Raw genomic sequence first — 26,224 nt, forward strand, 5'->3', positions numbered from 1 at the left:
GGCGTAGCACGGCGATGCCGTGCTGCGCCTTCACGCGTCAGGGGCGACAATCACCGCGTGCACCCGAAGCCGCCGCCCGGCGTCACCGAAGACCCCGCCGCCCCGCGCCCCGAGGCCACGGCCGCCCCGCCGCGGCCGCTCGCCCGGCGCCTCGTCGCGCCGCTCGGCACGCTCGTCGGGGTCGGAGCCGCGTTCGCCTACGTGGGGAGCGTCGACCCCAACGAGCCCGGGCACTATCCGGTCTGCCCGATGCTGCGCTTCACCGGGATCTACTGCCCCGGCTGCGGCGGGCTCCGCAGCGCCCACGCCTTCGTGCACGGCGAGCTCGGCGCCGCCCTCGGGGCCAACGCGCTCGCCGTCGTCGGCTACGGGATATTCGCCGTCGTCATGGTCCTCTGGCTGATTCGCGCCGTGCGCGGCGTACCCATGAGGCTCGCGATCGCCCCCGCCTGGTGGTGGGGGATCGGCGCCGTCCTCGCCCTCTTCACCCTGGTGCGGAACCTGCCGTTCGGCTCCGCGCTCGCCCCGTGACCGCTCCCGAGAAGTCCCAGCAGGTGGGACGCACGTCGGCCGGATGCGGATCCCGCGCCCTCCTGCGGATACCATCGACATGGCTGAACCTGGTTCATCCTCACAAACGTCACCATCACCGTCCCGGAAGGGGGCCTCTCGCGTGAGTGTGCTCGACGAGATCATCGAAGGCGTGCGCGCCGACCTCGCAGAGCGGCAGGCGCGGGTCTCCCTCGACGAGCTCAAGGAGCGCGCCGCCAAGGCGCCGCAGGCCAAGGACGGCGTCGCCGCACTGCGCGGCGAGGGCGTCACGGTGATCTGCGAGGTCAAGCGCTCCAGCCCGTCCAAGGGCGCACTCGCCGCCATCGCCGACCCGGCCGGCCTCGCCGCCGACTACGAAGCGGGCGGCGCCGCCGTCATCTCCGTGCTCACGGAGGAGCGCCGCTTCGGCGGCTCCCTCGCCGACCTGGAGGCCGTCCGGGCCCGGGTCGACATCCCCGTCCTCCGCAAGGACTTCATCGTCACGGCGTACCAGCTGTGGGAGGCGCGGGCCTACGGGGCCGACCTCGCGCTCCTGATCGTCGCGGCACTCGAGCAGGAGGCCCTGGTCTCCCTGATCGAGCGCGCCGAGTCCATCGGCCTCACGCCGCTGGTCGAGGTCCACGACGAGGACGAGGTCGAGCGCGCGGTCGACGCCGGCGCCCGGATCATCGGCGTCAACGCCCGGAACCTCAAGACCCTCAAGGTCGACCGCTCCACCTTCGAGCGCGTCGCCCCGGAGATCCCGGCCGGCATCGTCAAGGTCGCCGAGTCCGGTGTCCGCGGGCCGCACGACCTCATCGCGTACGCCAACGCCGGCGCCGACGCGGTTCTGGTCGGCGAGTCCCTCGTGACCGGCCGCGATCCGAAGGCCGCCGTCGCCGACCTCGTCGCCGCCGGCGCCCACCCCGCGCTCCGTCACGGCCGGAGCTGACCCCGCCGTGACTCCCCGCCGCGCCACGTCGACCGTCCCGGGCCATGCCGCCCGGGGCGCCGTCGGCGTGCCCGCGGTGACGGTCACCGACCCGGCCGCCGGACGCGCGATGCGCACCCGGCTCCGTACGGCCGCGGCTCCCGCGCACGCCCCCCTGGCCCGGGGCTGCCGCCCGCGCGGCTGCCGGGCGCCCGCCCGGCGCGTCCACGGCCGACGCGTGCGGTACGTGATCGGCAGCGAGCCCGGCCAGGTCAACGGCATGCGATGGCGCCGGCGCCCTGCGCGCACCTTCACGACGACCGCCGCCTGAAGGCCCCGGCCCCGTGTGGGCAATCGTCCCGCTGGGCTGGGGGCACCGCCCAGAGGCAGCTCTGGGGGAGGGTGGGCACACGGGACGGCGCCCTTACGGGCGCGTCCGCTCCCTGTGCCCGGCCACCGACGAGGGCACCGCGCCCGTGTGCACCGTACGCACCGGGAGCCTGGGCCCGGCAAGGGCACCGTCCGTTGTGCCCACCCGTTCCGCCCCGGCGGAACAGTTGCCCACAACGGAAGGGCCCGCGACGGCGTTGCCGTACGTGAGCGAGTCGCGCGCATACCGTGACCATCGTCAGCACGCAATCCGGGGCATCCGCCCCGCGAGGAGCAACCGCATGTCCAGCGAGTTCTTCATTCCGGACCCGGAGGGTCAGGTTCCCACCACCGAGGGCTACTTCGGCGCCTACGGCGGCAAGTTCATTCCCGAGGCCCTCGTCGCCGCCGTCGACGAGGTCGCGGTCGAGTACGACAAGGCCAAGACCGACCCCGAGTTCGCGCGCGAGCTCAACGACCTCATGGTCAACTACACCGGCCGCCCGAGCGCCCTCACCGAGGTCCCCCGGTTCGCCGAGCACGCCGGCGGCGCCCGCGTCTTCCTCAAGCGCGAGGACCTCAACCACACCGGCTCGCACAAGATCAACAACGTGCTGGGCCAGGCCCTGCTCACCAAGCGCATGGGCAAGACCCGGGTCATCGCCGAGACCGGCGCCGGTCAGCACGGTGTCGCCACCGCCACCGCCTGCGCCCTCTTCGGGCTCGAGTGCACCATCTACATGGGCGAGATCGACACTCAGCGCCAGGCGCTGAACGTCGCCCGGATGCGGATGCTCGGCGCCGAGGTGATCCCGGTGAAGTCCGGCAGCCGCACCCTCAAGGACGCCATCAACGAGGCGTTCCGCGACTGGGTCGCCAACGTCGACCGGACGCACTACCTCTTCGGGACCGTCGCCGGACCGCACCCGTTCCCCGCCATGGTCCGCGACTTCCACCGCGTCATCGGCGTCGAGGCCCGCCGCCAGATCCTGGAGCGCGCCGGCCGCCTCCCCGACGCGGCGATCGCCTGCGTCGGCGGCGGATCCAACGCCATCGGCCTCTTCCACGCCTTCCTCGCCGACACCGACGTCCGCCTCATCGGCTGCGAGCCGGCCGGGCACGGCGTCGAGACCGGAGAGCACGCGGCCACCCTCACCGCGGGCGAGCCCGGCATCCTGCACGGCTCGCGGTCGTACGTCCTCCAGGACGACGAGGGCCAGATCACCGAGCCGTACTCCATCTCGGCCGGCCTGGACTACCCGGGCATCGGCCCGGAGCACTCGTACCTCAAGGACAGCGGCCGGGGCGAGTACCGCGCCGTCACCGACGACGCGGCCATGCAGGCCCTGCGGCTGCTCTCCCGTACCGAGGGCATCATCCCGGCCATCGAGTCGGCGCACGCCCTCGCGGGCGCGCTGGAGGTCGGCAAGGAGCTGGGCCCCGAGGGCCTGCTCGTCGTCAACCTCTCCGGGCGCGGCGACAAGGACATGGACACGGCCGCCCGCTACTTCGGCCTGTACGACACCGACGCGGCCCCCGTCGAGGCCGACGCCGCCGCCGAGGACGGCGCGGGCGAGATCCGGAGGGACACCAAGTGAGCGGCAACATCCAGCTCCTCAGCGACACCCTGGCCAAGGCCAAGGCAGACAACCGCGCCGCTCTCATCGCCTACCTGCCGGCGGGCTTCCCGACCGTGGACGGCGGCATCGAGGCGATCAAGGCCGTCTTCGACGGCGGCGCCGACGTCGTCGAGGTCGGGCTCCCGCACAGCGACCCGGTCCTGGACGGCCCCGTCATCCAGACGGCCGACGACATCGCCCTGCGCGGCGGCGTCCGGATCGCCGACGTCATGCGCACGGTCCGCGAGGCCTTCGCCGCCACCGGGAAGCCGGTGCTGGTGATGACCTACTGGAACCCGATCGACCGCTACGGCGTCGAGCGGTTCACCGAGGAGCTGGCCGCGGCCGGCGGCGCGGGCTGCATCCTGCCCGACCTGCCGGTCCAGGAGTCCGCGGTCTGGCGCGAGCACGCCGAGAAGCACGGTCTCGCCACCGTCTTCGTCGTCGCGCCGAGCAGCAAGGACGAGCGGCTCGCCACCATCACGGCCGCCGGCTCCGGCTTCGTCTACGCCGCCTCGCTGATGGGCGTCACCGGCACCCGCGAGTCGGTCGGCGCCGAGGCCGCCGACCTCGTCCGCCGCACCCGCGCCACCTCCGAGCTGCCGGTCTGCGTCGGACTCGGCGTCTCCAACGCCGAGCAGGCCAAGGAGGTCGCGACCTTCGCCGACGGCGTCATCGTCGGCTCCGCGTTCGTCAAGCGGATGCTCGACGCCGACGACGAGGCCGCCGGACTCGCCGCCGTAAGGGAACTGGCGGGCGAACTCGCCGAGGGCGTGCGCCGCGTTTCGTAACCCGAATGGGTGGATCTGTGACCGGGGAGGCGCGTACGCGCCTCCCCGGTTCGTTGCTGAGGGCGTGAGCCAGAAGAACAGTGACGGAAAAGGGAGCGCGCGGGAGCGCCTCCAGCAGCAGCGCGAGCGAGAGAAGGCCCGTGAGAAGCAGCGGCGCGTCCTGATCGTGTCGGCCGCGGTCGTCGGCGTCCTCGGCCTGGCCGCGGTCGTCGGAGTGATCGCCGCCAACAGCGGGGACAAGGACAGCGGCTCGGACAAGGCGGGCCCGGTCGTCGCCCCGACCGGCGCGACCGATGGTGACAAGCCGGCCATCCCGACCGGGAAGGCGGACGCCCCGTCGACCCTGGCGATCTGGGAGGACTTCCGCTGCCCGGCCTGCGCGTCCTTCGAGAACGCCTTCCGGGACACCATCCACGAGCTCGAGGCCTCCGGCGCGCTCAAGACCGAGTACCACCTCGCCACCCTCATCGACGGGAACATGGGCGGCAGCGGCTCCCTCCGCGCGGCGAACGCCGCCGCGTGCGCCCAGGACGCGGGTAAGTTCACCGCGTACCACGACGTGCTGTACATCAACCAGCCGCAGGAGACCGACGACGCCTTCGGCGACAACGACAAGCTGATCGAACTCGCGGCCAAGGTGCCCGGGCTCGACACGCCGGCCTTCCGCAGCTGTGTCGAGGACGGCACGCACGACAGCTGGGTGGGGAAGTCGAACGACGCCTTCCGCAGCAGCGACTTCCGGGGCACGCCCTCCGTGCTGCTCAACGGAGAATCGATCTTCCCGGACAAGGGGGGCGAGCAGATCTCCCCGGACAACCTGAAGAAGTGGGTCGCCGAGGCCAACAAGGGCAAGACGCCCGGGGCGGCGTCGCCGACGAGCTGACGCCCTCCGGCGTCCCTCCTTCGGCGCCTAAGTTACGCAGACGTTGTCGGGTGGGCTGCCGCGCCACCCGCCCGGCAAGGTAGCGTCGGTTCTGCCATGGACCTTGCCTACATTCCCAGCCCGTCGACCGGAGTCCTGAACCTCGGACCGGTTCCGCTGCGCGGCTATGCCTTCTGCATCATCATCGGTGTCTTCGTCGCCGTCTGGTACGGCAACAAGCGCTGGATCGCCCGGGGCGGCAAAGCCGGCACCGTGGCCGACATCGCCGTCTGGGCGGTGCCCTTCGGTCTCGTCGGCGGCCGGCTCTACCACGTGATCACCGACTACCAGCTGTACTTCAGCGAGGGTGAGAACTGGGTCGACGCCTTCAAGATCTGGGAGGGCGGCCTCGGTATCTGGGGCGCCATCGCGCTCGGCGCGGTGGGCGCCTGGATCGGCTGCCGCCGGCGCGGCATCCCGCTGCCGGCGTACGCGGACGCCATCGCGCCCGGTATCGCCTTCGCCCAGGCCATCGGCCGCTGGGGCAACTGGTTCAACCAGGAGCTGTACGGCAAGCCGACCACCCTGCCGTGGGGTCTGGAGATCTCCGCCGGGGCGAACCGCGAGGAAGGGATCTACCACCCGACCTTCCTGTACGAGTCGCTGTGGTGCATCGGTGTCGCGCTCCTGGTCATCTGGGCCGACCGCCGCTTCAAGATGGGCCACGGACGCGCCTTCGCGCTCTACGTCGCCGCGTACTGCACGGGCCGGGCGTGGATCGAGTACATGCGGGTCGACGAGGCGCACCACGTGCTCGGCCTGCGGCTGAACGTGTGGACGGCGATCGTCGTCTTCGTCCTGGCCGTCGCCTACATCGTGATCTCGTCGCGGGTCCGCCCGGGACGGGAGGAGATCGTGGAGCCGGACCGGGACAAGCCCGCGGTCGGGAAGGGCGCGTCCGACGAGGACGCGACCGACGAGGACGGCGGGGCGGCGGAGGCCGACGCCTCCGCGGAGGAGCCCGAGGACGCGCCGGGGACCCTCGCCGAGGAGTCGAACGACGAGCGGGCCGGGAACGGCGCGGGCAAGAGCTGACCGACCCGCCGGCATCGCATCACAGGGGCCGCCCCTGGTGGTCAGGCCCGCGCCGCCAGGGTCAGGATGCGGCGGGCGCCCTCCACGACCGCGGCGTCGATGAAGCGCCCGTCCGGGAGGGCGAGTGCGCCCTCCGTCGTCTCCGCGGCCTTCACGACCTCCTCGGCCGCCGCGACCTCGTCGGGGTTCGGGAGATACGCCTGCTCGATGACCGGGAGCTGGCGCGGGTGGATCGCCGCCCGGCCCATGAAGCCCAGGGAACGGCCCCGCGCACAGCTCGCCGCCAGGCTGTCCAGATCGCGGATGTCGGGGTGGACCGACTGGGCCGGGGGCGGGAGGGCCGCCGCGCGGGCGGCGACCACGAGACGGCTGCGCGGCCAGTCCAGGCCGCATTCGTCCCGTACCCCCAGATCGGCGCGGAGGTCCGCCTCGCCGAGGGCGATGCCGCGGACGGCCGGATCGGCCGACGCGATGGCATAGGCGTGCTCCAGCGCCAGGGCGTTCTCCAGGAGCGGGAAGAGGGGGATGCCGGGCACCGCCCCGGCGATCCGGTGGATGTCAGTGGCGTGTGTCACCTTGGGAACACGGAAGCCGCTGAGCCCGGGGAGGGGCGCCAGAGGGGGGATGTCGTCGTGTGCGTGGATGCGGACATGGACCGGGACGGGATGCGGGTCCGTGAGGAGGTCGACGGTCGCGGCCAGGGCGTACGCCTTGCGCTCCGGCGCCACCGCGTCCTCCAGATCGACGATCACCACGTCAGCGCCCGAGACCAGCGCCTTCTGGACGACGGCGGGGCGGTCACCGGGGGCGTACAGCCAGGTGAGGGGGAAGGGCATTCCGCTCATACGGCACCTTCGCTGCGCAGGGCGCCGATCTCGGCCGGGGAGAGACCGAGCTCGGCGAGGACCTCGGCCGTGTCCGCGCCGTGCGGCCGGCCGGCCCAGCGGATCCCGCCCGGGGTCTCGGAGAGCCGGAAGAGGACGTTCTGCATACGGATCGGGCCCAGCTCGGGGTCCGGGACCTCGGTGACGGTGTCCAGGGCGCGGTACTGCGGATCGGCCATCACGTCCCGGATGTCGTAGACGGGCGCGATCGCCGCCTCCGCCTTCTCGAAGGCGGCCATGGCCTCGTCGCGGGTGTGGCGGGCGATCCAGGAGCCGACCGCCTCGTCGAGCACGTCCGCGTGGGCGGCGCGGCTCGCGCCATCGGCGAACCAGGGCTCGTCGATCAGCTCGGGGCGGCCGACGAGCCGCATCACGCGCTCGGCGATCGACTGGGCGGAGGTGGAGACGGCGACCCAGGAGTCGTCGGAGGTGCGGTACGTGTTGCGCGGGGCGTTGTTGCGGGAGCGGTTGCCGGTGCGGGGCTGGACGTAGCCGAGCTGGTCGTACCAGAGGGGGTGGGGTCCGATGACGGAGAGCATCGGTTCGATGATCGCCATGTCCACGACCTGGCCGCGGCCGGTCGTGGTCCTGGCGGTGAGCGCGGTCATCACCGCGTACGCCGTCGCCAGGGCGGCGATCGAGTCGGCCAGACCGAAGGGGGGAAGGGTGGGCGGGCCGTCCGGCTCGCCGGTGATCGAGGCGAAGCCGCTCATCGCCTCGGCCAGGGTGCCGAAGCCGGGACGGTGGGAGTACGGGCCGAACTGGCCGAAGCCGGTGACCCGGGCCAGGACCAACTCCGGGTTGACGGTGGACAGTTCCTCCCAGCCCAGACCCCAGCGTTCGAGGGTGCCGGGGCGGAAGTTCTCGACGATCACATCGGCGTCGGCGGCGAGCCTGAGGAGGGTGTCGCGGCCGCCGGGGGTGGACAGATCGAGGGTGATGGTCCGCTTGTTGCGGCCGAGGACCTTCCACCACAGACCGACGCCGCCCTTGGCCGGGCCGTGGCCACGGGAGGGGTCGGGCTTGCGGGGGTGCTCGATCTTGATGACGTCCGCGCCGAAGTCGCCGAGCATCATCGCCGCGAGAGGCCCGGCGAAGAGTGTGGCGAGATCGAGGACCCGCAGGCCCTGGAGAGGGGAGGGGGTGGCGGAGCGGGTCATACGGCGTCGACCTCCTGGCCGGTGAGGGAGCCGTGAGCCGCGTCGATCTCGGAGCGGTACGGCATCGAGGACGAGGCGCCTTCGCGCTGGACGGAGAGCGCGGCGGCGCTCGATGCCCAGGCCAGGGCCTCGCGCACCGCGCGGCCCTCGCCGAGGGCGACCGCGAGCGCGCCGACGAAGGTGTCCCCGGCGGCGGTCGTGTCCACGGCCCGGACACGGGGGGTGGGCACGGTGAAGGGCTCGCTGTCGCGGGCGGCGTGCAGGCTGCCGGCCGCGCCCAGGGTGATGACCACCTCGGGGACGAGGGTGAGCAGCGCGGCGGCTGCGGCATGCGGGTCCGCGATGCCGGTCAGGGCGGCGGCCTCGTGCTCGTTGGGGACCAACAGATCGGTGACGGCGAGGAGTTCGGGGGGCAGAGGCTGGGCGGGAGCGGGGGTGAGGACGGTACGGACGCCGAGCCGGCGGGCCGTGGCGGCGCCCTCCGTCACGACGGAGAGGGGGAGTTCGAGCTGGAGGAGCAGGGCGTCGGCGGTGGCGATCAGCGCCTCGTCGCCGTGGTCGAGGGAGGTGACGGTGCCGTTGGCGCCGGGGACGACGACGATCGCGTTGCCGCCCTCGTCGTCGACGACGATGTGCGCGGTGCCGGAGGGACCCTCGGCGGTGCGCAGCAGGTCGGTGTCGACCCCGGACCCCTCCAGCGCTGCCCGGAGCCGTCCACCGAAGTCGTCGGCGCCGACCGCGCCGATCATCGACACGTCGGCGCCGGCCCGGGCGGCGGCGACGGCCTGGTTGGCGCCCTTGCCGCCGGGGATCGTACGGAACTCCCGGCCGGTGACGGTCTCTCCGCGGGCGGGGGCCTTCGGGACGAAGGCGACGAGGTCCATGTTGGTGCTGCCGAGCACCACGATGCTGGTCATGGGCGTACTGCCTCCAGATACGTCAGTTCGGCCAGGGCGTCGAAGCCGATGCCGTCGAACGACGGGATCGAGGTCGAGAGCCGGTTCTTGAGGGGGGAGGTCCAGCGCTCGGGCAGCCGGTCGGGGTGGCCGGCGAGCAGACCGGCGACGGAACCGGCGGTGGCGCCGTTGGAGTCGGTGTCCCAGCCGCCGGAGACCGCCGCGCAGATGGAGCGCGTGAAGTCGCCGTCGGCGTGGGTGAGCGCGGCGGCGAGGACGGCGGCGTTGGGAACGGCATGGACCCAGTGATACCCGCCGAGGGTGGTGTGGAGTCGGTCCACCACGGCGTCGAAGTCATGGGTGTCGCGGGCTGATTCGATGCCGAGACGGACGGCGGCGGCGAGCCGGGACCGGGGCGGGACGAGGGACAGTCCGGCGGCGAGCGCCCGGTGGACGTCGGCGGTGCCGGTGGCGGCCGTGGCGATGGTCGCGGCGACGAACATCGCGCCGTAGATCCCGTTGGCGGTGTGGGTGAGCGCCGCGTCCCGGTACGCCTGCGCGGCGGCGCCTGCCGGGTCGCCGGGGTGGGTCCAGCCGTGCACGTCGGCCCGGATCTGGGCGCCGATCCACTCGCGGAAGGGGTTGCGGTGGAGGGCGGTCAGCGGGGGTTCGACGCCGTCGAGGAGGTTGCGGTAGGCGACGCGCTCGGCCGTGAAGGTGCGGCCTGCGGGGAGTTCGTCGAGCCAGAGACGGGCGACGTCGGCGGTGGTGAAGTCGCGGCCGTACCGCTGGAGGAGGAGCAGGTCGAGCAGGGGGTAGTTGAGGTCGTCGTCCTCGGGCATTCCGTCGATGTTCTCGGCGAGGGAGGTGGGAGCCGAGCGACGGTTCCAGGGGTGGGCGGCGAGGAGGTCGCGGGGGACGCCGACTTCGGTGAACCAGGTGGTGAGGGGCCAGTTGCCGGCGGCGCGGGCGAGTGCGCGGATGGCCTGGAGGGGGAGCTTCTCGACGGGCTTGCCGAGCAGGCACCCGGCGGCCCGGCCGAGCCAGGAGGCGTGGAGCCGGTCGCGCAGGGGGTGGTTCTCCGCCCGGGGCGGCGGCCCTTCGTAGGCGGGGGGGCTGTGGGGGGTCAGTGTCCGGATGTCGGCCAGGGCGGTGGGTTCCGTGGCGGAGAGCGGGCTCGGGAGCGTGGACAGCTCGTCCAGGAGGTGTTCCGCCAGTGGGCGCAGGTCCGGGCGCGGGGTGCGGGAGGCGCCCGCCGCCGAGGGGGCGGGCCGACCGCCGGCGGCGTGCCAGCGGGAGGCGATCGCCGAGGCGTCCCGGCCGTCCTCCGCGGCCTGGCGGAGTTCGTGGCCGACGAGGTCCTCCGGCTGGACCCAGGTGACGCGCAGGTTCATCGGGCCGTGCTCGTCAGCGCCGCGTACGCCGACTCGTGCGCCCGGCGGCGGGCCGCGTCGCGGGCGTAGACCTCGCGTGCGACCACCGTCAGCGCCTGTGCCGGGGCGTGCAGATCCAGTCGGCTCGCCTCCGCCACCTGCTTCGACCAGTCGGACGGGACGGCCGACTCTCCTCGCAGCGCACCGACGATCGCCCCGGCCATCGTCGCGATCGAGTCGCAGTCGCGGCCGTAGTTGACCGAGCCCAGGACCGTGCGCCGGTAGTCGCCCTCCCCGACCAGCAGCATCCCCAGCGCGATCGGGAGCTCCTCGATCGCATGGAGACGTGAGGGGCGGCGGGCGCCCAGCGACGGTGCGCGGTACTCCGGCCCGACCGTGTCGAACGGCGCCACCGCCTTGCGGAGCGGGACGAGGGCGGTCTCGAAGTCGGTGTGCCGGGAGGCGACTTCGCACACCGCCTCGATCGCCGTCCGGGTGCCGTCCTTCGCCAGGGAGAGCGCGGCGCGCACGACCGACTCCGGGGTCGCGCCCGGCAGGCATGCCGCCGCCACGGCCGCCGCGAAGACTCCGGCCGCCTCCCGTCCGTAGGACGACTGGTGCGGCGCGGAGACGTCGAGCGCCTCCGCGTACGCGTCCGCAGGGTTCGCCGCGTTGACCAGGCCGACCGGCGCCATGTACATCGCCGCCCCGCAGTTGACGATGTTTCCGCTGCCCGCCTCGCGCGGGTCGACATGTCCGTAGTGGAGACGCGCCACGAGCCATTTCTCGGCGAGGAAGATCCGCTGGAGCGGGAGGGCTTCGGCCTCCAGCTCCGGGATCCAGCGCGGGGTGGTGAGCAGATCGGGGACCAGGTGCTCGGCCACGGCGTACGCGTCGAGGTGGTCGCGGACCTTCTCGTACACCCTGATCAGGGCATGGGTCATCAAGGTGTCGTCGGTGACGTGTCCGTCGCCCTTGTGGTACGGCGCGATGGGGCGGGCCGTGCGCCAGGCGTCGCCGTTCCACGGGCCGACGATGCCGGTGACCCGGCCGCCGTGGCGCTCCAGGATCTGTTCGGGGGTGTAGCCCTCGACGGGGCCGCCGAGGGCGTCGCCGACGGCGGCTCCGAGGAGGCTGCCGGTGATCCGGTCATCCAGTGTGGGTGTCATGTCGGAATTGTCCACCCGGGGTGGCCAGTTCCGTGTCTCCCAGCAGCCCGGCGAGTTCGACGAGATCCGTGCCGGCGAGGCGGGGGAGCGCGCAGCCGGCGAGCGTGCGGCAGGCGTCGCGCCAGGTGGCGGGGAGGGAGTCGGCGCCGCCGAGCGCGCCGGTGAGCGCGCCCACGAGAGCAGGGGCGGAGTCCGCGACACGCGAGAGGCAGGCGGCGGCCGGGATCGCCGCGGACGCCTCGCCGCGCGCGGCCGTGGTGAGGGCGAGGGCGACCGGGACGGTCTCGGCGGCCGCGATGCCGTAGCTGTAGACGTGATCGACGATCTGGTGCTCCAGGAGGGGGACGAGTTCGAAGGCGCTCGTCGCGTCCTGTGCCATCTTGACGGCCTGCTGGGCGTTGCGGCCGATCTCGGTGCCGGTCGGGAGTTGGGCGAGTGCCGCCTCCACGGCCTCGTCGACGGCCGCCCCGCCGAGTGTCGCGGCGATGGCCGCGGCCATCGCGCGGGCGCCGTGGACCCCGTCGCCGTCCTGGGTGTACCGGGCGTCGAACTCGGCGAGTTCGGCGGCGGCGGCCGGATCTCCGGGGTGGACGAGGGCGAGCACGGCGGCGCGGACGCAGGCGGCGTCGTCGAAGTAGTGCGGGTTGTCGTGGCCGGTGGCGGGCGGGCGCAGTCCGGTGGCGAGATTGCCGAGGCCGGCGCGGACGGAGATCCGGGCGCGGAGGGGGAGTACGGCGGACTCGACCTCGGGGGCTCGGTCGGCGGCGGCGGCGACCTGGCTCGCGAGGGAGTTCCAGGCGAGGTCGACGGCGGCGCGGAGGCGGCGCTCCGGGGGGAGGGTGGTGAAGAGGGGGCCGGTGGCGGCGAGGACCGCCTCGGCGGTGAAGACCGCCCACTCGGCGTCGTCGGAGGGGCCGAGGCGGAGGGGCTCGGGAGGCTGGTTGAGGGCGATGGGGACGGGGAGGGTGGTGGTGGCGTTCTGTTCGGCGAAGGTGTCGAGTTCGCGGGTGAGCCGTCGGGTCCATTCGGGCATGCGGGCGGCGCGGTGTCTGGCGGCCGGCCAGCCCGCGGCGTCGCCCGCGGCGAGGCCGAGGAGGAGACCCTCGATCCTGGCGCGGACTGGGGCGGCGACCCCGTGGGCCGACCGGGCCCCATGGGCGCCGTCGTCCGGGGCGCCCGGCCTCGTGGGCTGCGCCCACCCTCCCCCGGAGCCGTCTCCGGGAGGTACCCCCAGCCCGGCGGGACGATGGCCGACAGCGGTGCTGACGACCGCGCTCACGGCGGAGGAGGCGGGGCGATCGCCCACGGCGGCGATGCCCACGGCCGTGGTGCCGGCCGCGCTCGCCGCGGCGCTCGCGGCGGGGCTGGCGGGGGCCGCGGGTGCGGCGGCGCCCGAGCCGTACGCGTGGTGGGTCTCCGTCATGCCGCTTCCTCCTCGTCCGCTGTCAGGAGGTCCGCGATGTCCAGGACGTGGTAGCCGCGCATCGAGGGGAGGCAGCTGCCCGTCACCGGTGCGATCGCCGTCGCCCATTCCTCCGGGATCGCCGACACGCCCGAGGCCGCGCCCGCCAGCGCGCCCGCGACCGCCGCCGTGGTGTCGGCGTCGCGGCCCATGTTGACCGCGGTCAGGACCGCCGTACGGAAGTCGCCGCGGGCCGCAGCGAAGGCGCCGAAGGCCAGCCCGACCGCCTCCGGGGCCAGGTCCGTCCACGGGTAGCCGCCGATGACGACGGCCGAGCGGACCGTCCTTTCGCGTGCCAGCGGATCCGGTTCGAGACGCTGGGCGGCCACCACCGCGCGGCGCATGGAACGGGCCGTCCAGGAGTCCATCGGGACGACCGAGAGCGCCGCCGCGATGACCGAGGTCACCGACGCGCCGGTCATCGCCGCAGCGACGCCCGCCGCGACGGCCTGGCCGCCGTAGATGCCTTCGCCGTCATGGCTGACCGTGCCGTCGATGGCGACCAGCCGGGCCGCCTCCGCCGGGCGGCCGGCCGCGAAGACGCCGAACGGTGCGGCCCGCATGGCCAGTCCGTCCGACCAGGCGTGGCGGTGCTGGGCGGAGATCGGGGCCGCCAGGCCGCGGCGGAGGTTCTCCAGCGTGCCCCGCTCGCTGAACCCCGCGCCCCGGAAGGGGCCTTCGTCGAGGTCGGCGATCCAGTGGTGCCACGCCCGTTCCACATGCTGGACGGTCAGCGCCGAGCCGTGCCGGGCGAGCAGCAGACCCGAGAAGATCGCGTACTCCGTGTCGTCCGTGCCGGCCGGACTGTCCGTCACGAAGCCCTCGATCCGGCCCCAGCGGCGGCGGATCTCCGAGGGGCGCAGGTTCTCGGCGGGTGCGCCGAGCGCGTCTCCGACCGCGAGGCCGAGCAGCGCACCTCTCGCGCGCTCGCGCGTATCGCATCCCGTCGTTCTTGTCCGGCTCACCATCTCGCTCCCCTTTCACGGTTCCTGAATCTGTGCCACGTGGGGAGGCGATGACGTCGCAGAAACGTCTCTGTCACCCGGCTGACACCACGGAAGCGTGCAGCCGAAACGGTGAGGTGGGCCTTACTAAGTACGGCCTGCCTTGCTGGCGGGCCCCTTACATCGCGCGTATTTTCGAGGTGTTGGGGGCGGCGGGTGCGACCCGGCCCGCCGGAGAACAAGGGGAGAAGCATGTCCATCATCGAAGTCCACGCGCCACTGCACGAGGCCCACCGCGACAACCACACCCACCGCGATGTCAACGGCGGCTGGTTGCGCCCGGCGGTCTTCGGCGCGATGGACGGACTGGTCTCCAACCTCGCCCTGATGACCGGTGTCGCGGGCGGCGCGGTCTCGCAGCAGACCATCGTCATCACCGGCCTCGCCGGACTCGCGGCGGGCGCCTTCTCCATGGCGGCCGGCGAGTACACCTCCGTCGCCTCGCAGCGCGAGCTCGTCCAGGCGGAACTGGACGTCGAGCGGCGTCAGTTGCGCAAGCACCCCATCGACGAGATGGAGGAGCTCGCCGCGCTGTACGTCTCCCGCGGCGTCGAGCCCGCGCTCGCCCGCGAGGTCGCCATGCAGCTCTCCCGCGACCCCGAGCAGGCGCTGGAGATCCACGCCCGCGAGGAGCTGGGCATCGACCCCGACGACCTGCCGTCGCCGACGATCGCCGCGGTCTCCTCGTTCGCGTCGTTCGCGCTCGGTGCGCTGCTCCCCGTGCTGCCGTATCTGCTCGGTGCGACCGCGCTGTGGCCGGCCGTGCTGCTCGCGCTCGTCGGGCTCTTCGCCTGCGGCGCGCTGGTGGCCCGGGTGACGGCCCGCAGCTGGTGGTTCAGCGGGCTGCGTCAGCTCGTCCTCGGCGGCGCGGCCGCCGCGGTCACGTACGGACTCGGCATGGCCTTCGGAGCGGCGCTCTGACCTCCTGACCGCACCCGCGGGCCCGTCGGCGTCGACGGCTCCGCGCCCCGACCTCGTGGTCGTCCCTGGGGAAGGCCCTCGTCCTGCGGCGAGAGCCTTCTCCGTGCATGCTGGCTGTGACGTATATCCCCTGGGCGGATCCACCGCTCCGGTGAGACACTATGCACAGCGCGACATACCTAGCCGTTACCCGGCGGTTTCGAATCCATGACCACCGGGCATGAGGCGTAAGCGCCGCGGGCAATGAGGCCCGCTCTGCGACGGGTCGCCGGAGACCCCCCGGAAGATCGATCCGTCCCCTTGGGGCACCCGTTGTCCCCATGCCTCACAGGTGAACCAACACCACCGCTCCGTGTCAGCGGTGTCCGCATGTTGGAATGAGCTATCCACTTTTCGAGAAGCCAGCCATCATGTAACCTGCACGAAATTTCGCGGAGGGCCAACGTCGTCCCTCGGCTGCTGCATATGCCACGACGACGACGGGAGAGCCGATGCGTTCCGACGCCTGGTCGCCCATGGACGGTCGCCCCGCTCCGCAGGGGATGTACGACCCCCGTAACGAACACGACGCCTGTGGTGTCGGGTTCGTGGCCACCCTCACCGGTGTAGCCAGCCACGCGCTGGTCGAGCAGGCGCTGACCGTACTGCGCAATCTCGAGCACCGAGGCGCCACCGGCTCCGAGCCCGACTCCGGAGACGGCGCCGGCATCCTGTTCCAGGTCCCGGACGCCTTCCTGCGCGAGGTCACCGACTTCGCCCTCCCCACCGCCGGCTCCTACGCCGTCGGTATCGCCTTCCTCCCTGCCGACGGCTCCGCACAGGCCGTCTCGCAGATCGAGACGATCGCGTCCGAGGAGGGGCTGAACGTCCTCGGCTGGCGCGAGGTCCCCGTCGCTCCCGAGCTGCTCGGCGCCTCCGCCCGCGCCACCATGCCGGTCTTCCGCCAGCTGTTCGTCGCCGACGGCAGCAGCGAGGGCATCGCGCTGGACCGCAAGGCGTTCGTGCTGCGCAAGCGCGCCGAGCGCGAGGCCGGGACGTACTTCCCGTCGCTCTCCGCCCGCACCATCGTCTACAAGGGCATGCTGACCACCGGCCAGCTCGAGCCCTTCTTCCCGGACCTGTCGGACCGCCGCTGCGCCACCGCCGTGGCCCTGGTCCACTCCCGGTTCTCCACCAACACCTTCCCGAGCTGGCCGCTGGCCCACCCGTACCGCTTCGTCGCGCACAACGGCGAGATCAACACGGTCAAGGGCAACCGCAACTGGATGGTGGCCCGCGAGTCCCAGCTCGCCTCCGACCTCTTCGGCGAGGGCAAGCTCGACCGCATCTTCCCGGTCTGCACCCCGGACGCCTCCGACTCGGCCTCCTTCGACGAGGTCCTGGAGCTGCTCCACCTCGGTGGCCGTTCGCTGCCGCACTCGGTCCTGATGATGGTCCCCGAGGCGTGGGAGAACCACGACTCCATGGACCCGGCCCGGCGCGCCTTCTACCAGTACCACTCCACGATGATGGAGCCCTGGGACGGCCCGGCCTGTGTCACCTTCACCGACGGCGTCCAGGTCGGCGCGGTCCTCGACCGCAACGGTCTGCGCCCCGGCCGCTACTGGGTCACCGACGAGGGCCTCGTCGTCCTCTCCTCCGAGGTCGGCGTCCTCGACATCGACCCCGCCAAGGTCGTCCGCAAGGGCCGCCTCCAGCCCGGCAAGATGTTCCTCGTCGACACCGCCGAGCACCGCATCATCGAGGACGACGAGATCAAGGCCGGCCTCGCCGCCGAGAAGCCGTACGCCGAGTGGCTCGAGACCGGCGAGATCACGCTCGAGGACCTCCCCGAGCGCGAGCACATCGTCCACACCCACGCCTCGGTCACCCGCCGCCAGCAGACCTTCGGCTACACCGAGGAAGAGCTCCGCGTCATCCTCGCCCCGATGGCCCGCACCGGTGGCGAGCCGCTCGGCTCCATGGGCACGGACTCGCCGATCGCGGCCCTGTCCGAGCGCCCCCGGCTGCTCTTCGACTACTTCACCCAGCTCTTCGCGCAGGTCACCAACCCGCCGCTGGACGCCATCCGCGAGGAGCTCGTCACCTCGCTGTACTCCTCGCTGGGCCCGCAGGGCAACCTCCTGGAGCCGACCGCGGCCTCCTGTCGCAGCGTCACCCTGCCCTTCCCGGTGATCGACAACGACGAGCTGGCCAAGCTCATCCACATCAACGCCGACGGCGACATGCCCGGCATGAAGGCCGCGACCCTGTCCGGCCTGTACCGGGTCTCCGGCGGTGGCGACACGCTCGCCGCCCGCATCGAGGAGATCTGCGCCGAGGCCGACGCGGCGATCGAGGGCGGCGCCCACCTGCTCGTCCTCTCCGACCGGCACTCCGACGCCGAGCACGCGCCGATCCCGTCGCTGCTGCTCACCGCGGCCGTCCACCACCACCTCATCCGTACCAAGCAGCGCACCCAGGTGGGTCTGCTGGTCGAGGCCGGCGACGTCCGCGAGGTCCACCACGTGGCCCTCCTCATCGGCTACGGCGCCGCCGCCGTCAACCCGTACCTGGCGATGGAGTCGGTCGAGGACCTGCTCCGCGCCGGCACCTTCATCGAGGGCCTGGAGCCCGAGCAGGCCATCCGGAACCTGATCTACGCCCTCGGCAAGGGCGTCCTCAAGGTCATGTCCAAGATGGGCATCTCGACCGTCGCCTCCTACCGCGGCGCCCAGGTCTTCGAGGCCGTCGGCCTCGACACCGCCTTCGTCCGGAAGTACTTCAACGGCACGGCCACCAAGATCGGCGGCGCCGGTCTCGACGTCGTCGCCAAGGAGGTCGCCGCCCGCCACGCCAAGGCGTACCCCGCCTCCGGCGTCCCCTCCGCGCACCGCGCGCTGGAGATCGGCGGCGAGTACCAGTGGCGCCGCGAGGGCGAGCCGCACCTGTTCGACCCGGAGACCGTCTTCCGTCTCCAGCACGCCACGCGCAACAAGCGGTACGACATCTTCAAGAAGTACACGGACCGGGTGAACGAGCAGTCCGAGCGCCTGATGACGCTCCGCGGCCTGTTCGGCTTCACCTCGGGCCGCGAGGCCATCTCGATCGACGAGGTCGAGCCGGTCGCCGAGATCGTCAAGCGGTTCTCGACCGGCGCCATGTCGTACGGCTCCATCTCCCGCGAGGCGCACGAGACCCTCGCCATCGCCATGAACCAGCTGGGCGGCAAGTCCAACACCGGTGAGGGCGGCGAGGACCCGGAGCGCCTGTACGACCCGGCGCGTCGTTCGTCGATCAAGCAGGTCGCCTCCGGCCGCTTCGGCGTCACCTCCGAGTACCTGGTCAACGCGGACGACATCCAGATCAAGATGGCGCAGGGCGCCAAGCCCGGCGAGGGCGGCCAGCTGCCCGGCCACAAGGTCTACCCGTGGGTCGCCAAGACGCGTCACTCCACCCCGGGCGTCGGCCTGATCTCCCCGCCGCCGCACCACGACATCTACTCCATCGAGGACCTGGCTCAGCTGATCCACGACCTCAAGAACGCCAACCCGGCCGCGCGTATCCACGTGAAGCTGGTGTCGGAGGTCGGTGTCGGCACCGTCGCCGCGGGTGTCTCCAAGGCGCACGCGGACGTCGTCCTCATCTCCGGCCACGACGGCGGTACGGGCGCCTCCCCGCTCACCTCGCTGAAGCACGCGGGCGGCCCCTGGGAGCTCGGCCTCGCCGAGACCCAGCAGACGCTGCTGCTCAACGGCCTGCGCGACCGGATCGTCGTCCAGACCGACGGCCAGCTCAAGACCGGCCGTGACGTCGTCATCGCCGCGCTGCTCGGCGCCGAGGAGTTCGGTTTCGCGACCGCGCCGCTCGTCGTCTCCGGCTGCGTCATGATGCGCGTCTGCCACCTGGACACCTGCCCGGTCGGCATCGCCACGCAGAACCCGGTCCTGCGCGACCGCTTCTCCGGCAAGGCCGAGTTCGTCGTCAACTTCTTCGAGTTCATCGCCGAGGAGGTCCGCGAGATCCTCGCCGAGCTGGGCTTCCGCACGCTCGAGGAGGCCGTCGGCCACGCCGAGCTGCTCGACACCAGCCGTGCCGTGACGCACTGGAAGGCGCAGGGCCTGGACCTGGCCCCGCTCTTCCACGTGCCCGAGCTGCCCGAGGGCGCGGTCCGCCACGCCCTGATCGAGCAGGACCACGGTCTGGAGAAGGCCCTCGACAACGAGCTGATCGAGCTCGCCGCCGAGGCGCTGGGCGCCGCGAGCGCCGAGGAGGCGCAGCCGGTCCGCGCCCAGGTCGCGATCCGCAACATCAACCGGACGGTCGGCACCATGCTCGGCCACGAGGTGACGAAGAGGTTCGGCGGCGCGGGACTGCCCGCCGACACCATCGACATCACCTTCACCGGCTCCGCCGGCCAGTCGTTCGGCGCCTTCCTGCCGGCCGGTGTCACGCTCCGCCTGGAGGGCGACGCCAACGACTACGTCGGCAAGGGCCTCTCCGGCGGCCGTGTCGTCGTCCGCCCGGACCGTGGCGCCGACCACCTGGCCGAGTACTCGACCATCGCGGGCAACACCATCGCGTACGGTGCGACCGGCGGCGAGCTGTTCCTGCGGGGCCGCACCGGCGAGCGCTTCTGCGTCCGCAACTCCGGCGCGCTGGTCGTCTCGGAGGGCGTGGGCGACCACGGCTGCGAGTACATGACCGGTGGTTCGGCCGTCGTCCTCGGCGAGACGGGCCGCAACTTCGCGGCCGGTATGTCGGGCGGCATCGCGTACGTCGTCGACCTCGACCGGGACAACGTCAACTCCGGCAACCTGTCCGCCGTCGAGGCGCTTGACGACTCCGACAAGCAGTGGCTGCACGACGTCGTGCGCCGCCACCACGAGGAGACCGGCTCGACGGTCGCGGAGAAGCTCCTTGCCGACTGGCCCGCGAACGCGGACCGCTTCAGCAAGATCATCCCGTCCACGTACAAGGCAGTGCTCGCCGCCAAGGACGCCGCTGAGCTCGCCGGTCTCTCCGAGGCCGAGACCACCGAGAAGATGATGGAGGCGGCGACCAATGGCTGACCCCAAGGGCTTCCTGACCACCGGGCGCGAAGTCGCCAAGACCCGTCCGGTGGGCGAGCGCGTCAAGGACTTCAACGAGGTCTATGTTCCCGGCTCCCTGCTGCCGATCATCAGCAAGCAGGCTGGCCGCTGCATGGACTGCGGCATCCCGTTCTGCCACAACGGCTGCCCGCTCGGGAACCTGATCCCCGAGTGGAACGACTACGCCTACCGCGAGGACTGGGCGCAGGCGTCCGAGCGGCTGCACGCGACCAACAACTTCCCGGAGTTCACCGGCCGTCTGTGCCCGGCTCCGTGCGAGGCCGCGTGTGTGCTCGGCATCAACCAGCCGGCCGTCACCATCAAGAACGTCGAAGTCTCCATCATCGACAAGGCGTGGGACAGCAACGACGTCAAGCCGCAGGCGCCCGAGCGCCTCTCCGGCAAGACCGTCGCCGTCATCGGCTCGGGCCCGGCGGGTCTCGCCGCCGCCCAGCAGCTGACGCGGGCCGGCCACACGGTCGCCGTCTTCGAGCGCGCCGACCGGATCGGCGGACTGCTGCGGTACGGCATCCCCGAGTTCAAGATGGAGAAGCGGCACATCAACCGCCGCATCGAGCAGATGCGCGCGGAGGGCACCAAGTTCCGCACGGGCGTCGAGATCGGCCGCGACATCACGGCGACGGACCTGCGCAAGCGGTACGACGCCGTCGTCATCGCCGCCGGTGCGACGACCGCCCGTGACCTGCCCGTCCCGGGCCGGGAGCTGTCCGGCATCCACCAGGCAATGGAGTACCTGCCGCTCGCGAACAAGGTCGTCGAGGGCGACTTCGTGGCCCCGCCGATCACGGCCGAGGGCAAGCACGTGGTCGTCATCGGTGGCGGCGACACCGGCGCGGACTGCGTGGGCACCGCCCACCGCCAGGGCGCGGCCTCGGTCACGCAGCTGGAGATCATGCCGCGTCCGGGCGAGGAGCGGGTGGCCGGCCAGCCGTGGCCGACCTTCCCGATGCTGTACAAGGTCACCTCGGCGCACGAGGAGGGCGGCGAGCGGGTCTACTCCGTCTCCACCACCCACTTCGAGGGCGACGAGGACGGCAACGTCCAGTTCCTCCACCTGGTCGAGGTCGAGTTCGTCGAGGGCAAGCTGACGCAGAAGCCCGGCACGGAGCGGAAGATCCCGGCGCAGCTGGTCACGCTCGCGATGGGCTTCACGGGTACCGACGTGGAGAACGGCCTGGTCGGGCAGTTTGGTCTAGACCTCGATGAGCGGGGTAACATCGCCCGTGACGCGGACTTCGCCACCAACGTCGGTGGTGTGTTCGTGGCCGGTGACGCCGGCCGCGGCCAGTCGCTGATCGTCTGGGCGATCGCCGAGGGCCGCTCGGCCGCCCGCGGAGTCGACCGCTTCCTGACGGGTGCGAGCGACCTCCCGGCCCCGATCCGCCCGACGGACCGAGCCCTTACGGTCTGACCGTCCGTCCCCGAAGACGTCCCGTACAACGACGTACGGAACTGAGCGCGGCGCCCCCCGAATGTCCCCGACCGGACGACTGGGAGGGCGCCGCGGCGCGTCCGGCCGGGGGCGCCGGGAAGCGGCGCCGGTGGTCGGGTCGGCGGAGGGCCGGCAGCGGCAGCGGGGACCCGTCGTGCCGGTCCGGCTGGTAGCCCGGGGCCGGCATCGTCGCGGTCAGTTCGGGGAACGGGATCGTGATGTCCAGAGGGCGGTACGGCGTGGTCGGTCTCACGCCGCACAGGCCAGCGAGCCCCACGTGCGACGGCCTGGTCTCAACGCCCCTTGTTGATCAGCTCGTTGATCAGCGTCCCGTCCGCCGGAAGCACCCGCCCGTGTCGCAGCGGCACCCCGAGCGCCTCGGCCAGACCCCGCAGGCCCGTGTCCACCGCCGACTCGACCGCCTCGACAAGGCCCACCACGGCCGACCGCCCTTCGCGCCATCCCGTGACGGCGAGCCCCGCCGCGATCACCGCGGCAGGCCACCAGCCCGCAGTCGCCGCGAGCACGGCGTACGGAACCGTCCACGCGGTCCGGAGCGTGGCAGCCGCGTAGCGGTCCCAGGCGGCGTTCACCTCCTGCCGGCTGCCCTCCGGCGCCAGTTGCCACAGGCGTGGCCACACCAGGGACATGTGGACGCCGTGCTGGACCCGTATCCGCTCCTCGGCCGCCCCGAGACGGCCCCCGATCCAGGTCGCCCGCGCCGGGACGGCCGTGCCGCCGCGCAGCCGTCGCGCCGCCCGGCGCATCCAGCGGTCACGCCCCGCCCACAGCCGGGCGACAACCGACGCCAGCCACTCCGCGCACAGCGCCGGGCCCGCGACAGCGAGGAGCAGGATCACCAGCGCCGCCGCCGTCCCGGACGGTGACGCGTACCGTCCGGTGCGCAAGCGTTCCAGCCACTCGATCGTCGCCGTCACGTCGACCGGCCCCGAGCGGCCGGGCGCCAGGGCCACGGCACCGGCCACCACGAACAGCAGGCCGGGCAGGACGACCCGGGTCAGCCAGCGTTCGGTGATCTTCTTGCCGACCTCCGAGAGGAACCCGTCCATCAGCCCGGGTTCCCTTCCACGGGCAGCGCCGCCGGCTTCAGCGGCACGCCGTACGGATCGTCCGGATCCAGATAGCACATCGGCCAGCCGCCCTCCGCGTCCCGCGATCGGCGGGCCGTGCAGCGGCCGACGGCACGCGGACACCGGAACGCACTGCTCACCTCGGTCTCCTCGCTCCACAGCCCGGCCGACCCCACGCCGTCCTTGCGCCGCTCGCCCAGCACCAGCGTCGGGTCGTGGCCGAGACGCCGCAGCGCCTCCAGCGCGCTGCCGCCCTCCCGTACCTCGTCGAAGACGTCCTCGAACTCGTCGAGGGTGCCGTCCTCCTCGAAGTCCGCACGGACCGCTGGGTAGTTGTCGCACAACCAGGTGCGGGCGCGTTTCTCCAGGGCGCGGTCTGTCATCTTCTCCTCTTCGGTTTCGGGGTGCACCGAGGCCTCAGGCCCCTATGTGGATGTACGGCATCCAGATCTTCGGCTGGTACGGGTGCTCCGCCCGGAGCTCCGCCAGCGTGGCGTGCAGCGCCCGCGGCGCCCGGTCGGCCTCCAGCACCCCGTCCCGTACGAGACGCCCGTACACGGCGTCGGTCACCGCCGGAGCGCTCGCGTCCTGTACGGGATACAGGCTGGCCAGCACGTGTCGGAAGCCCCCGAAGTGCAGCACCGCGGCCGGATGGGTCGCCTCGTCGGGCACCTCCGGGTCCGGTACGGCGGTGTCGCACGCCGACAGGAACGCGAACTCCGCGTCCATGGCCGGGATCCGGGCGAGCTGCAGCGGGGTGAGGATCTCGCCGCCACCGACTCGCAGACCCTCGCGGGCGATGCCGTGGCAGACGGCGTGGAGGCGGGTGTGGTCCGGTAGGAGGCGGGCGACGGCGTCGACCGTGGCGTCGTCGTCCCGCAGCCGGACGGACTCGGGCACATGGTGGGCGACGACCGCGGCCTCGGCGCCGACCTCCGGCAGATCCGGCTCGTCCACGGTGAGCAGGAGCAAGGACTCCGTGGGAGGCGCCTGCCGTGGCCGACGGGCGTGCAGCAGGGAGGTGAGCGTCGGCGCGTACGAGGGGACGACCCGGCCGGGCACCGACTCCCGTACACCACCGCGCCGGGACCCGGCCGCGTGCAGCGGAAGGTACGTGGCCATCCCGGTCGGGCACCACCAGAGCCGACGCAACGTGCCGTCGTCCGATCCGAGTTCGGGAAGCGCCTCGAACACCGGTCGAGCGACCGTCTCCCACAGCCAGTCGAGCGTCCGCGCACTCGCCTGCTCCCGACGCATCTCGGCCCGGATGACGAGCGCCTCGGCGGCGGCAATGCCGTCGGTGGCGGAGATGGATGTCGTCGGCGTGCCAGGATCCGCCGACGCGTTCCGGTGCGCCTCCCGTAGCGCCGCGTGTGCCTGGACGAGGCGCTCGTCGGCCTTCGCCGTACGGTCGAGGGCCTCGCCCGTCGCCTCGTGCGTGAGGGTGTCGAGCGGCACGACGGTCACCGGGCCCACATGGCGCACGACCAGGGCGTGGCAGCCGAAGACGGTGATGTTCACGATCACTACCGGGCCCTCGGCGGCGGCCGCCCGCAGGGCGGCGTAGTCAGGGCTGCGCAGCAGGCCCGCCTCGCGGGTCCGGGTCTCCCATTCGCGGGCCAGGGCGGTACGGCGCTCGGACCGTGCCGGGTCCTCCGCCCCGCCCTCCGGGAGGGGCGTGTCCAGCTCTTCCCGTATCGCGTCGAGGCGTGCGAAGAGCTCCGGGTCGTCCGTCCGCAGCCGGGTCAGCTCCGTCGTCCGCAGGTCGAGCAGCTGCGACCACATCACGGTACGACCCCGCTCGAGGATCTCCACCGCCCGCTCGGGCCGCCCCGCGCACACGGCGACGGCCGCCGCGTCGACCGCGAGCTCGTACAGATCGGCGAGCAGGGTCCGCTGGTCGCCGGGGTCGACACCGCGCCACACGACCAGCGGCAGCAGCTCCACGGCCAGCGCGAGACCGTCGGCTCCGGAGGTCCACAGCTGTTCCGCGGTCGCGCCCACCCGCTCCCGGGCCACCCCGCCCGCGGCGAGCTCCATGGCGGTACCGGCGGCGAACATGCCCCACATCCGGGCCGCGTGCAGTCGCGTCTCGGCGGGCACGGCAAGGTTCTCCGCCGCCGCCCTGAAGGCCTCCGTGGTCTCCACCCACAGCGCGGGGACCGGATCCGGGTCCTCCTCGACCAGTTCCAGGAGCACGATGCCCAGGAGGTAGCGGTACGAGCCCTCCTCTCCCGTCCCCGGCTCGGCCTCGTCGGCCAACTCCTCCGCCAGGCCACGCGCCTCGGCCAGCGTCGCGGCCCGCGGCCCCTCCCGGGGCGCCTCGATCAAGGCGCCGATCAGCTGGAAGAGGCACCCGTCCTCGTCGGACCCCGCTTCGAGGGCGACGCCCGCACGCAGGGCCGCCACGGCCGCCTCCCATGCCGCGATGCCGCCCTTCCCCTCCCGGACACCGCGGATGTGCTGCCGGCCCAGATTGCGCAGAGCGGTCACGCTCGGGCCTCTGCCCAACGGGCGTGAACGCACGGCCTGTTCGGCGACCTCCACGGCTTCCCGGAGGTCGCCCTCGTCGCCGCTCAGATCGAACCGGGCGCCGAGGGCCTCACTGAGCTGGATGAGATACGGGCGCTGGTCGAGCCCCTTCCTCCAGCGGGGTGCGGCCAGCACCTCGCGGCGGATCAGAATCACCTCGTCGAGCGCCGCCGAGCTGTGCGTGTCCTGGTAGCGCTCCCACAGCGCGTCGCCGAGGTTGTCCCGCAGCGACCAGACGAACCTCTTGGAACCCCAGCCCGGCAGGGCACGGAGTCCGCCCAGTCCGCGCCGGGCCGCAGCGATGCCCGCGTCCAGCGACCCCATCTCCTGGGTCCGGTCGAGGTGGTTGATCAGGGCCCAGCTGTCGAGGGCCGCCATCATCCCCTCGTCGAGCGCGTTCGCGCTCGGCAGCCGTCGGGGCCTCCGCAGCGGTGCGGTGACGGCGCGGAGAGCCTCCACGTCACCCGTCCGCATCGGTCTGGTCGTCGCCTGCATCAGAAGGACCCGGTGCACCATGTGGGCGCCCTCGTAGCGCGCCACCGGAGCCCACACCAGCAGGGGGACGCACAGTGCGAGCGCCAGCAGCGTCAGCTCGCGGAACTCGACGGGGGTGGCCGCCCACACCGCCCGCGGGCCGTCGACGAGATCGAAGCCCATCCCCAGGGCGACTCCGCGCACCGCCATCGCCACGACGGCGAAGCACCCGAACACAAGGACGCAGCCGAGGGGGAGCAGCGCACGAAGCAACGGCGGTGTGTACCGCCAGCTCTCCGGGACCAGGGGCTCGTACCCCGCCCGTACGAGCATGGCACCCGCCACCGGGCCGAGGAGTGCGAGCGCGATCACCTGCACCATCGTCATCCCCGGCGGTGGGCCGTCCAGATACACGAACAGGCCGCACACGCCGGGCAGTACGGCGTAGACCGCCCCCAGGATCCATAAGCCGACACGCATGGGGGACAGTCTTCCAGGCCGCCTCCAGCGGGTGATCACGTACTCTCGGCAGCAG

At 72.6% G+C, this 26,224-nt stretch carries 20 protein-coding genes; 10 read left to right on the plus strand and 10 right to left on the minus strand.

Features of this window, described 5'->3' with window-relative positions:
* Positions 1–57 precede the first annotated feature (57 nt).
* From ACFQ7Q_RS19805 to lgt, 7 genes are all read left to right on the plus strand, one after another.
* Positions 58–531 (plus strand): DUF2752 domain-containing protein, encoded by a 474-nt coding sequence (locus ACFQ7Q_RS19805; RefSeq protein WP_383556733.1) that lies wholly within the window; start codon positions 58–60, stop codon positions 529–531.
* A 142-nt stretch (positions 532–673) separates the two neighbouring features.
* Positions 674–1,483, plus strand: a complete 810-nt coding sequence (gene trpC / locus ACFQ7Q_RS19810) for an indole-3-glycerol phosphate synthase TrpC (protein WP_383556735.1) — start codon at positions 674–676, stop codon at positions 1,481–1,483.
* A 109-nt stretch (positions 1,484–1,592) separates the two neighbouring features.
* Complete coding sequence (gene trpM, locus ACFQ7Q_RS19815) at positions 1,593–1,793, plus strand: tryptophan biosynthesis modulator TrpM (protein ID WP_383556867.1); 201 nt, start codon at positions 1,593–1,595, stop codon at positions 1,791–1,793.
* Positions 1,794–2,133: 340 nt separating this feature from the next.
* Positions 2,134–3,429 carry a tryptophan synthase subunit beta gene (trpB, locus tag ACFQ7Q_RS19820; protein WP_383556738.1) on the plus strand — a complete coding sequence of 432 codons (1,296 nt, stop codon included), beginning with the start codon at positions 2,134–2,136 and terminating at the stop codon, positions 3,427–3,429.
* Positions 3,426–4,241 carry a tryptophan synthase subunit alpha gene (trpA, locus tag ACFQ7Q_RS19825; protein WP_383556740.1) on the plus strand — a complete coding sequence of 272 codons (816 nt, stop codon included), beginning with the start codon at positions 3,426–3,428 and terminating at the stop codon, positions 4,239–4,241. Before trpB ends, trpA begins: the two co-directional genes overlap by 4 nt.
* Positions 4,242–4,305: 64 nt before the next feature.
* A complete protein-coding gene (locus ACFQ7Q_RS19830) occupies positions 4,306–5,124 on the plus strand; it encodes a DsbA family protein (protein WP_383556741.1) in 819 nt (272 codons plus the stop codon).
* 96 nt (positions 5,125–5,220) lie between these two features.
* The gene (gene lgt, locus ACFQ7Q_RS19835; RefSeq protein WP_383556743.1) at positions 5,221–6,198 is read left to right on the plus strand and encodes a prolipoprotein diacylglyceryl transferase; all 978 of its coding nucleotides are present in this window, start codon (positions 5,221–5,223) and stop codon (positions 6,196–6,198) included.
* Positions 6,199–6,239: 41 nt separating this feature from the next.
* Here lgt and ACFQ7Q_RS19840 read toward each other — a convergent pair whose 3' ends face one another.
* Genes ACFQ7Q_RS19840 through ACFQ7Q_RS19870 form a run of 7 tightly spaced genes read right to left on the minus strand, consistent with a single transcriptional unit; the run spans position 6,240 to position 14,110 of the window.
* Positions 6,240–7,034, minus strand: a complete 795-nt coding sequence (locus tag ACFQ7Q_RS19840; protein ID WP_383556870.1) for an HpcH/HpaI aldolase/citrate lyase family protein — start codon at positions 7,032–7,034, stop codon at positions 6,240–6,242.
* Positions 7,035–7,039: 5 nt separating this feature from the next.
* Positions 7,040–8,242 carry a CaiB/BaiF CoA transferase family protein gene (locus tag ACFQ7Q_RS19845; RefSeq protein ID WP_383556745.1) on the minus strand — a complete coding sequence of 401 codons (1,203 nt, stop codon included), beginning with the start codon at positions 8,240–8,242 and terminating at the stop codon, positions 7,040–7,042.
* Positions 8,239–9,159 carry a ribokinase gene (rbsK, locus tag ACFQ7Q_RS19850; protein ID WP_383556748.1) on the minus strand — a complete coding sequence of 307 codons (921 nt, stop codon included), beginning with the start codon at positions 9,157–9,159 and terminating at the stop codon, positions 8,239–8,241. Before rbsK ends, ACFQ7Q_RS19845 begins: the two co-directional genes overlap by 4 nt.
* Positions 9,156–10,532 (minus strand): ADP-ribosylglycohydrolase family protein, encoded by a 1,377-nt coding sequence (locus ACFQ7Q_RS19855; RefSeq protein ID WP_383556750.1) that lies wholly within the window; start codon positions 10,530–10,532, stop codon positions 9,156–9,158. The genes rbsK and ACFQ7Q_RS19855 overlap by 4 nt, the downstream gene beginning before the upstream one ends.
* The gene (locus ACFQ7Q_RS19860; protein ID WP_383556753.1) at positions 10,529–11,680 is read right to left on the minus strand and encodes an ADP-ribosylglycohydrolase family protein; all 1,152 of its coding nucleotides are present in this window, start codon (positions 11,678–11,680) and stop codon (positions 10,529–10,531) included. Before ACFQ7Q_RS19860 ends, ACFQ7Q_RS19855 begins: the two co-directional genes overlap by 4 nt.
* Complete coding sequence (locus tag ACFQ7Q_RS19865; RefSeq protein WP_383556756.1) at positions 11,661–13,103, minus strand: ADP-ribosylglycohydrolase family protein; 1,443 nt, start codon at positions 13,101–13,103, stop codon at positions 11,661–11,663. The genes ACFQ7Q_RS19860 and ACFQ7Q_RS19865 overlap by 20 nt, the downstream gene beginning before the upstream one ends.
* Positions 13,100–14,110 (minus strand): ADP-ribosylglycohydrolase family protein, encoded by a 1,011-nt coding sequence (locus ACFQ7Q_RS19870; RefSeq protein ID WP_383556758.1) that lies wholly within the window; start codon positions 14,108–14,110, stop codon positions 13,100–13,102. Before ACFQ7Q_RS19870 ends, ACFQ7Q_RS19865 begins: the two co-directional genes overlap by 4 nt.
* 228 nt (positions 14,111–14,338) lie before the next feature.
* Here ACFQ7Q_RS19870 and ACFQ7Q_RS19875 point away from each other — a divergent pair, with 228 nt between their 5' ends.
* From ACFQ7Q_RS19875 to ACFQ7Q_RS19885, 3 genes are all read left to right on the plus strand, one after another.
* Positions 14,339–15,067: a VIT1/CCC1 transporter family protein gene (locus ACFQ7Q_RS19875; RefSeq protein WP_383556761.1), complete on the plus strand. Its 729-nt coding sequence runs from the start codon at positions 14,339–14,341 to the stop codon at positions 15,065–15,067.
* Positions 15,068–15,558: 491 nt separating this feature from the next.
* Positions 15,559–20,118 carry a glutamate synthase large subunit gene (gltB, locus tag ACFQ7Q_RS19880; RefSeq protein ID WP_383556764.1) on the plus strand — a complete coding sequence of 1,520 codons (4,560 nt, stop codon included), beginning with the start codon at positions 15,559–15,561 and terminating at the stop codon, positions 20,116–20,118.
* On the plus strand, positions 20,111–21,571 hold the full coding sequence (locus ACFQ7Q_RS19885; RefSeq protein WP_383556765.1) for a glutamate synthase subunit beta: 1,461 nt from the start codon (positions 20,111–20,113) through the stop codon (positions 21,569–21,571). Before gltB ends, ACFQ7Q_RS19885 begins: the two co-directional genes overlap by 8 nt.
* 314 nt (positions 21,572–21,885) lie before the next feature.
* Here the strand turns inward: ACFQ7Q_RS19885 and ACFQ7Q_RS19890 are convergent, their stop codons facing one another.
* From ACFQ7Q_RS19890 to ACFQ7Q_RS19900, 3 genes are read right to left on the minus strand one after another with little or no spacing between them, the layout of a single operon-like run.
* Complete coding sequence (locus tag ACFQ7Q_RS19890; protein WP_383556768.1) at positions 21,886–22,662, minus strand: hypothetical protein; 777 nt, start codon at positions 22,660–22,662, stop codon at positions 21,886–21,888.
* Positions 22,662–23,066, minus strand: a complete 405-nt coding sequence (locus tag ACFQ7Q_RS19895) for a hypothetical protein (RefSeq protein ID WP_376441851.1) — start codon at positions 23,064–23,066, stop codon at positions 22,662–22,664. Before ACFQ7Q_RS19895 ends, ACFQ7Q_RS19890 begins: the two co-directional genes overlap by 1 nt.
* A 34-nt stretch (positions 23,067–23,100) precedes the next feature.
* On the minus strand, positions 23,101–26,169 hold the full coding sequence (locus ACFQ7Q_RS19900) for a CHAT domain-containing protein (RefSeq protein WP_383556771.1): 3,069 nt from the start codon (positions 26,167–26,169) through the stop codon (positions 23,101–23,103).
* Between the last annotated feature and the right edge of the window lie 55 nt (positions 26,170–26,224).

This window comes from Streptomyces sp. NPDC056527 (genome assembly GCF_042794475.1).
In the GTDB taxonomy this organism is placed as follows: domain Bacteria; phylum Actinomycetota; class Actinomycetes; order Streptomycetales; family Streptomycetaceae; genus Streptomyces.

Coding starts and splice junctions, on each gene's coding strand:
- ACFQ7Q_RS19895 (WP_376441851.1), bottom strand. CDS start 23,066: ATGACAGACCGCGCCCTGGAGAAACGCGCCCGCACCTGGTTGTGCGAC.
- trpM (WP_383556867.1), top strand. CDS start 1,593: ATGCGCACCCGGCTCCGTACGGCCGCGGCTCCCGCGCACGCCCCCCTG.
- ACFQ7Q_RS19870 (WP_383556758.1), bottom strand. CDS start 14,110: ATGGTGAGCCGGACAAGAACGACGGGATGCGATACGCGCGAGCGCGCG.
- ACFQ7Q_RS19890 (WP_383556768.1), bottom strand. CDS start 22,662: ATGGACGGGTTCCTCTCGGAGGTCGGCAAGAAGATCACCGAACGCTGG.
- ACFQ7Q_RS19840 (WP_383556870.1), bottom strand. CDS start 7,034: ATGCCCTTCCCCCTCACCTGGCTGTACGCCCCCGGTGACCGCCCCGCC.
- ACFQ7Q_RS19860 (WP_383556753.1), bottom strand. CDS start 11,680: ATGACACCCACACTGGATGACCGGATCACCGGCAGCCTCCTCGGAGCC.
- ACFQ7Q_RS19885 (WP_383556765.1), top strand. CDS start 20,111: ATGGCTGACCCCAAGGGCTTCCTGACCACCGGGCGCGAAGTCGCCAAG.
- ACFQ7Q_RS19875 (WP_383556761.1), top strand. CDS start 14,339: ATGTCCATCATCGAAGTCCACGCGCCACTGCACGAGGCCCACCGCGAC.
- ACFQ7Q_RS19865 (WP_383556756.1), bottom strand. CDS start 13,103: ATGACGGAGACCCACCACGCGTACGGCTCGGGCGCCGCCGCACCCGCG.
- rbsK (WP_383556748.1), bottom strand. CDS start 9,159: ATGACCAGCATCGTGGTGCTCGGCAGCACCAACATGGACCTCGTCGCC.
- ACFQ7Q_RS19855 (WP_383556750.1), bottom strand. CDS start 10,532: ATGAACCTGCGCGTCACCTGGGTCCAGCCGGAGGACCTCGTCGGCCAC.
- ACFQ7Q_RS19900 (WP_383556771.1), bottom strand. CDS start 26,169: ATGCGTGTCGGCTTATGGATCCTGGGGGCGGTCTACGCCGTACTGCCC.
- gltB (WP_383556764.1), top strand. CDS start 15,559: ATGCGTTCCGACGCCTGGTCGCCCATGGACGGTCGCCCCGCTCCGCAG.
- ACFQ7Q_RS19845 (WP_383556745.1), bottom strand. CDS start 8,242: ATGACCCGCTCCGCCACCCCCTCCCCTCTCCAGGGCCTGCGGGTCCTC.
- lgt (WP_383556743.1), top strand. CDS start 5,221: ATGGACCTTGCCTACATTCCCAGCCCGTCGACCGGAGTCCTGAACCTC.
- trpB (WP_383556738.1), top strand. CDS start 2,134: ATGTCCAGCGAGTTCTTCATTCCGGACCCGGAGGGTCAGGTTCCCACC.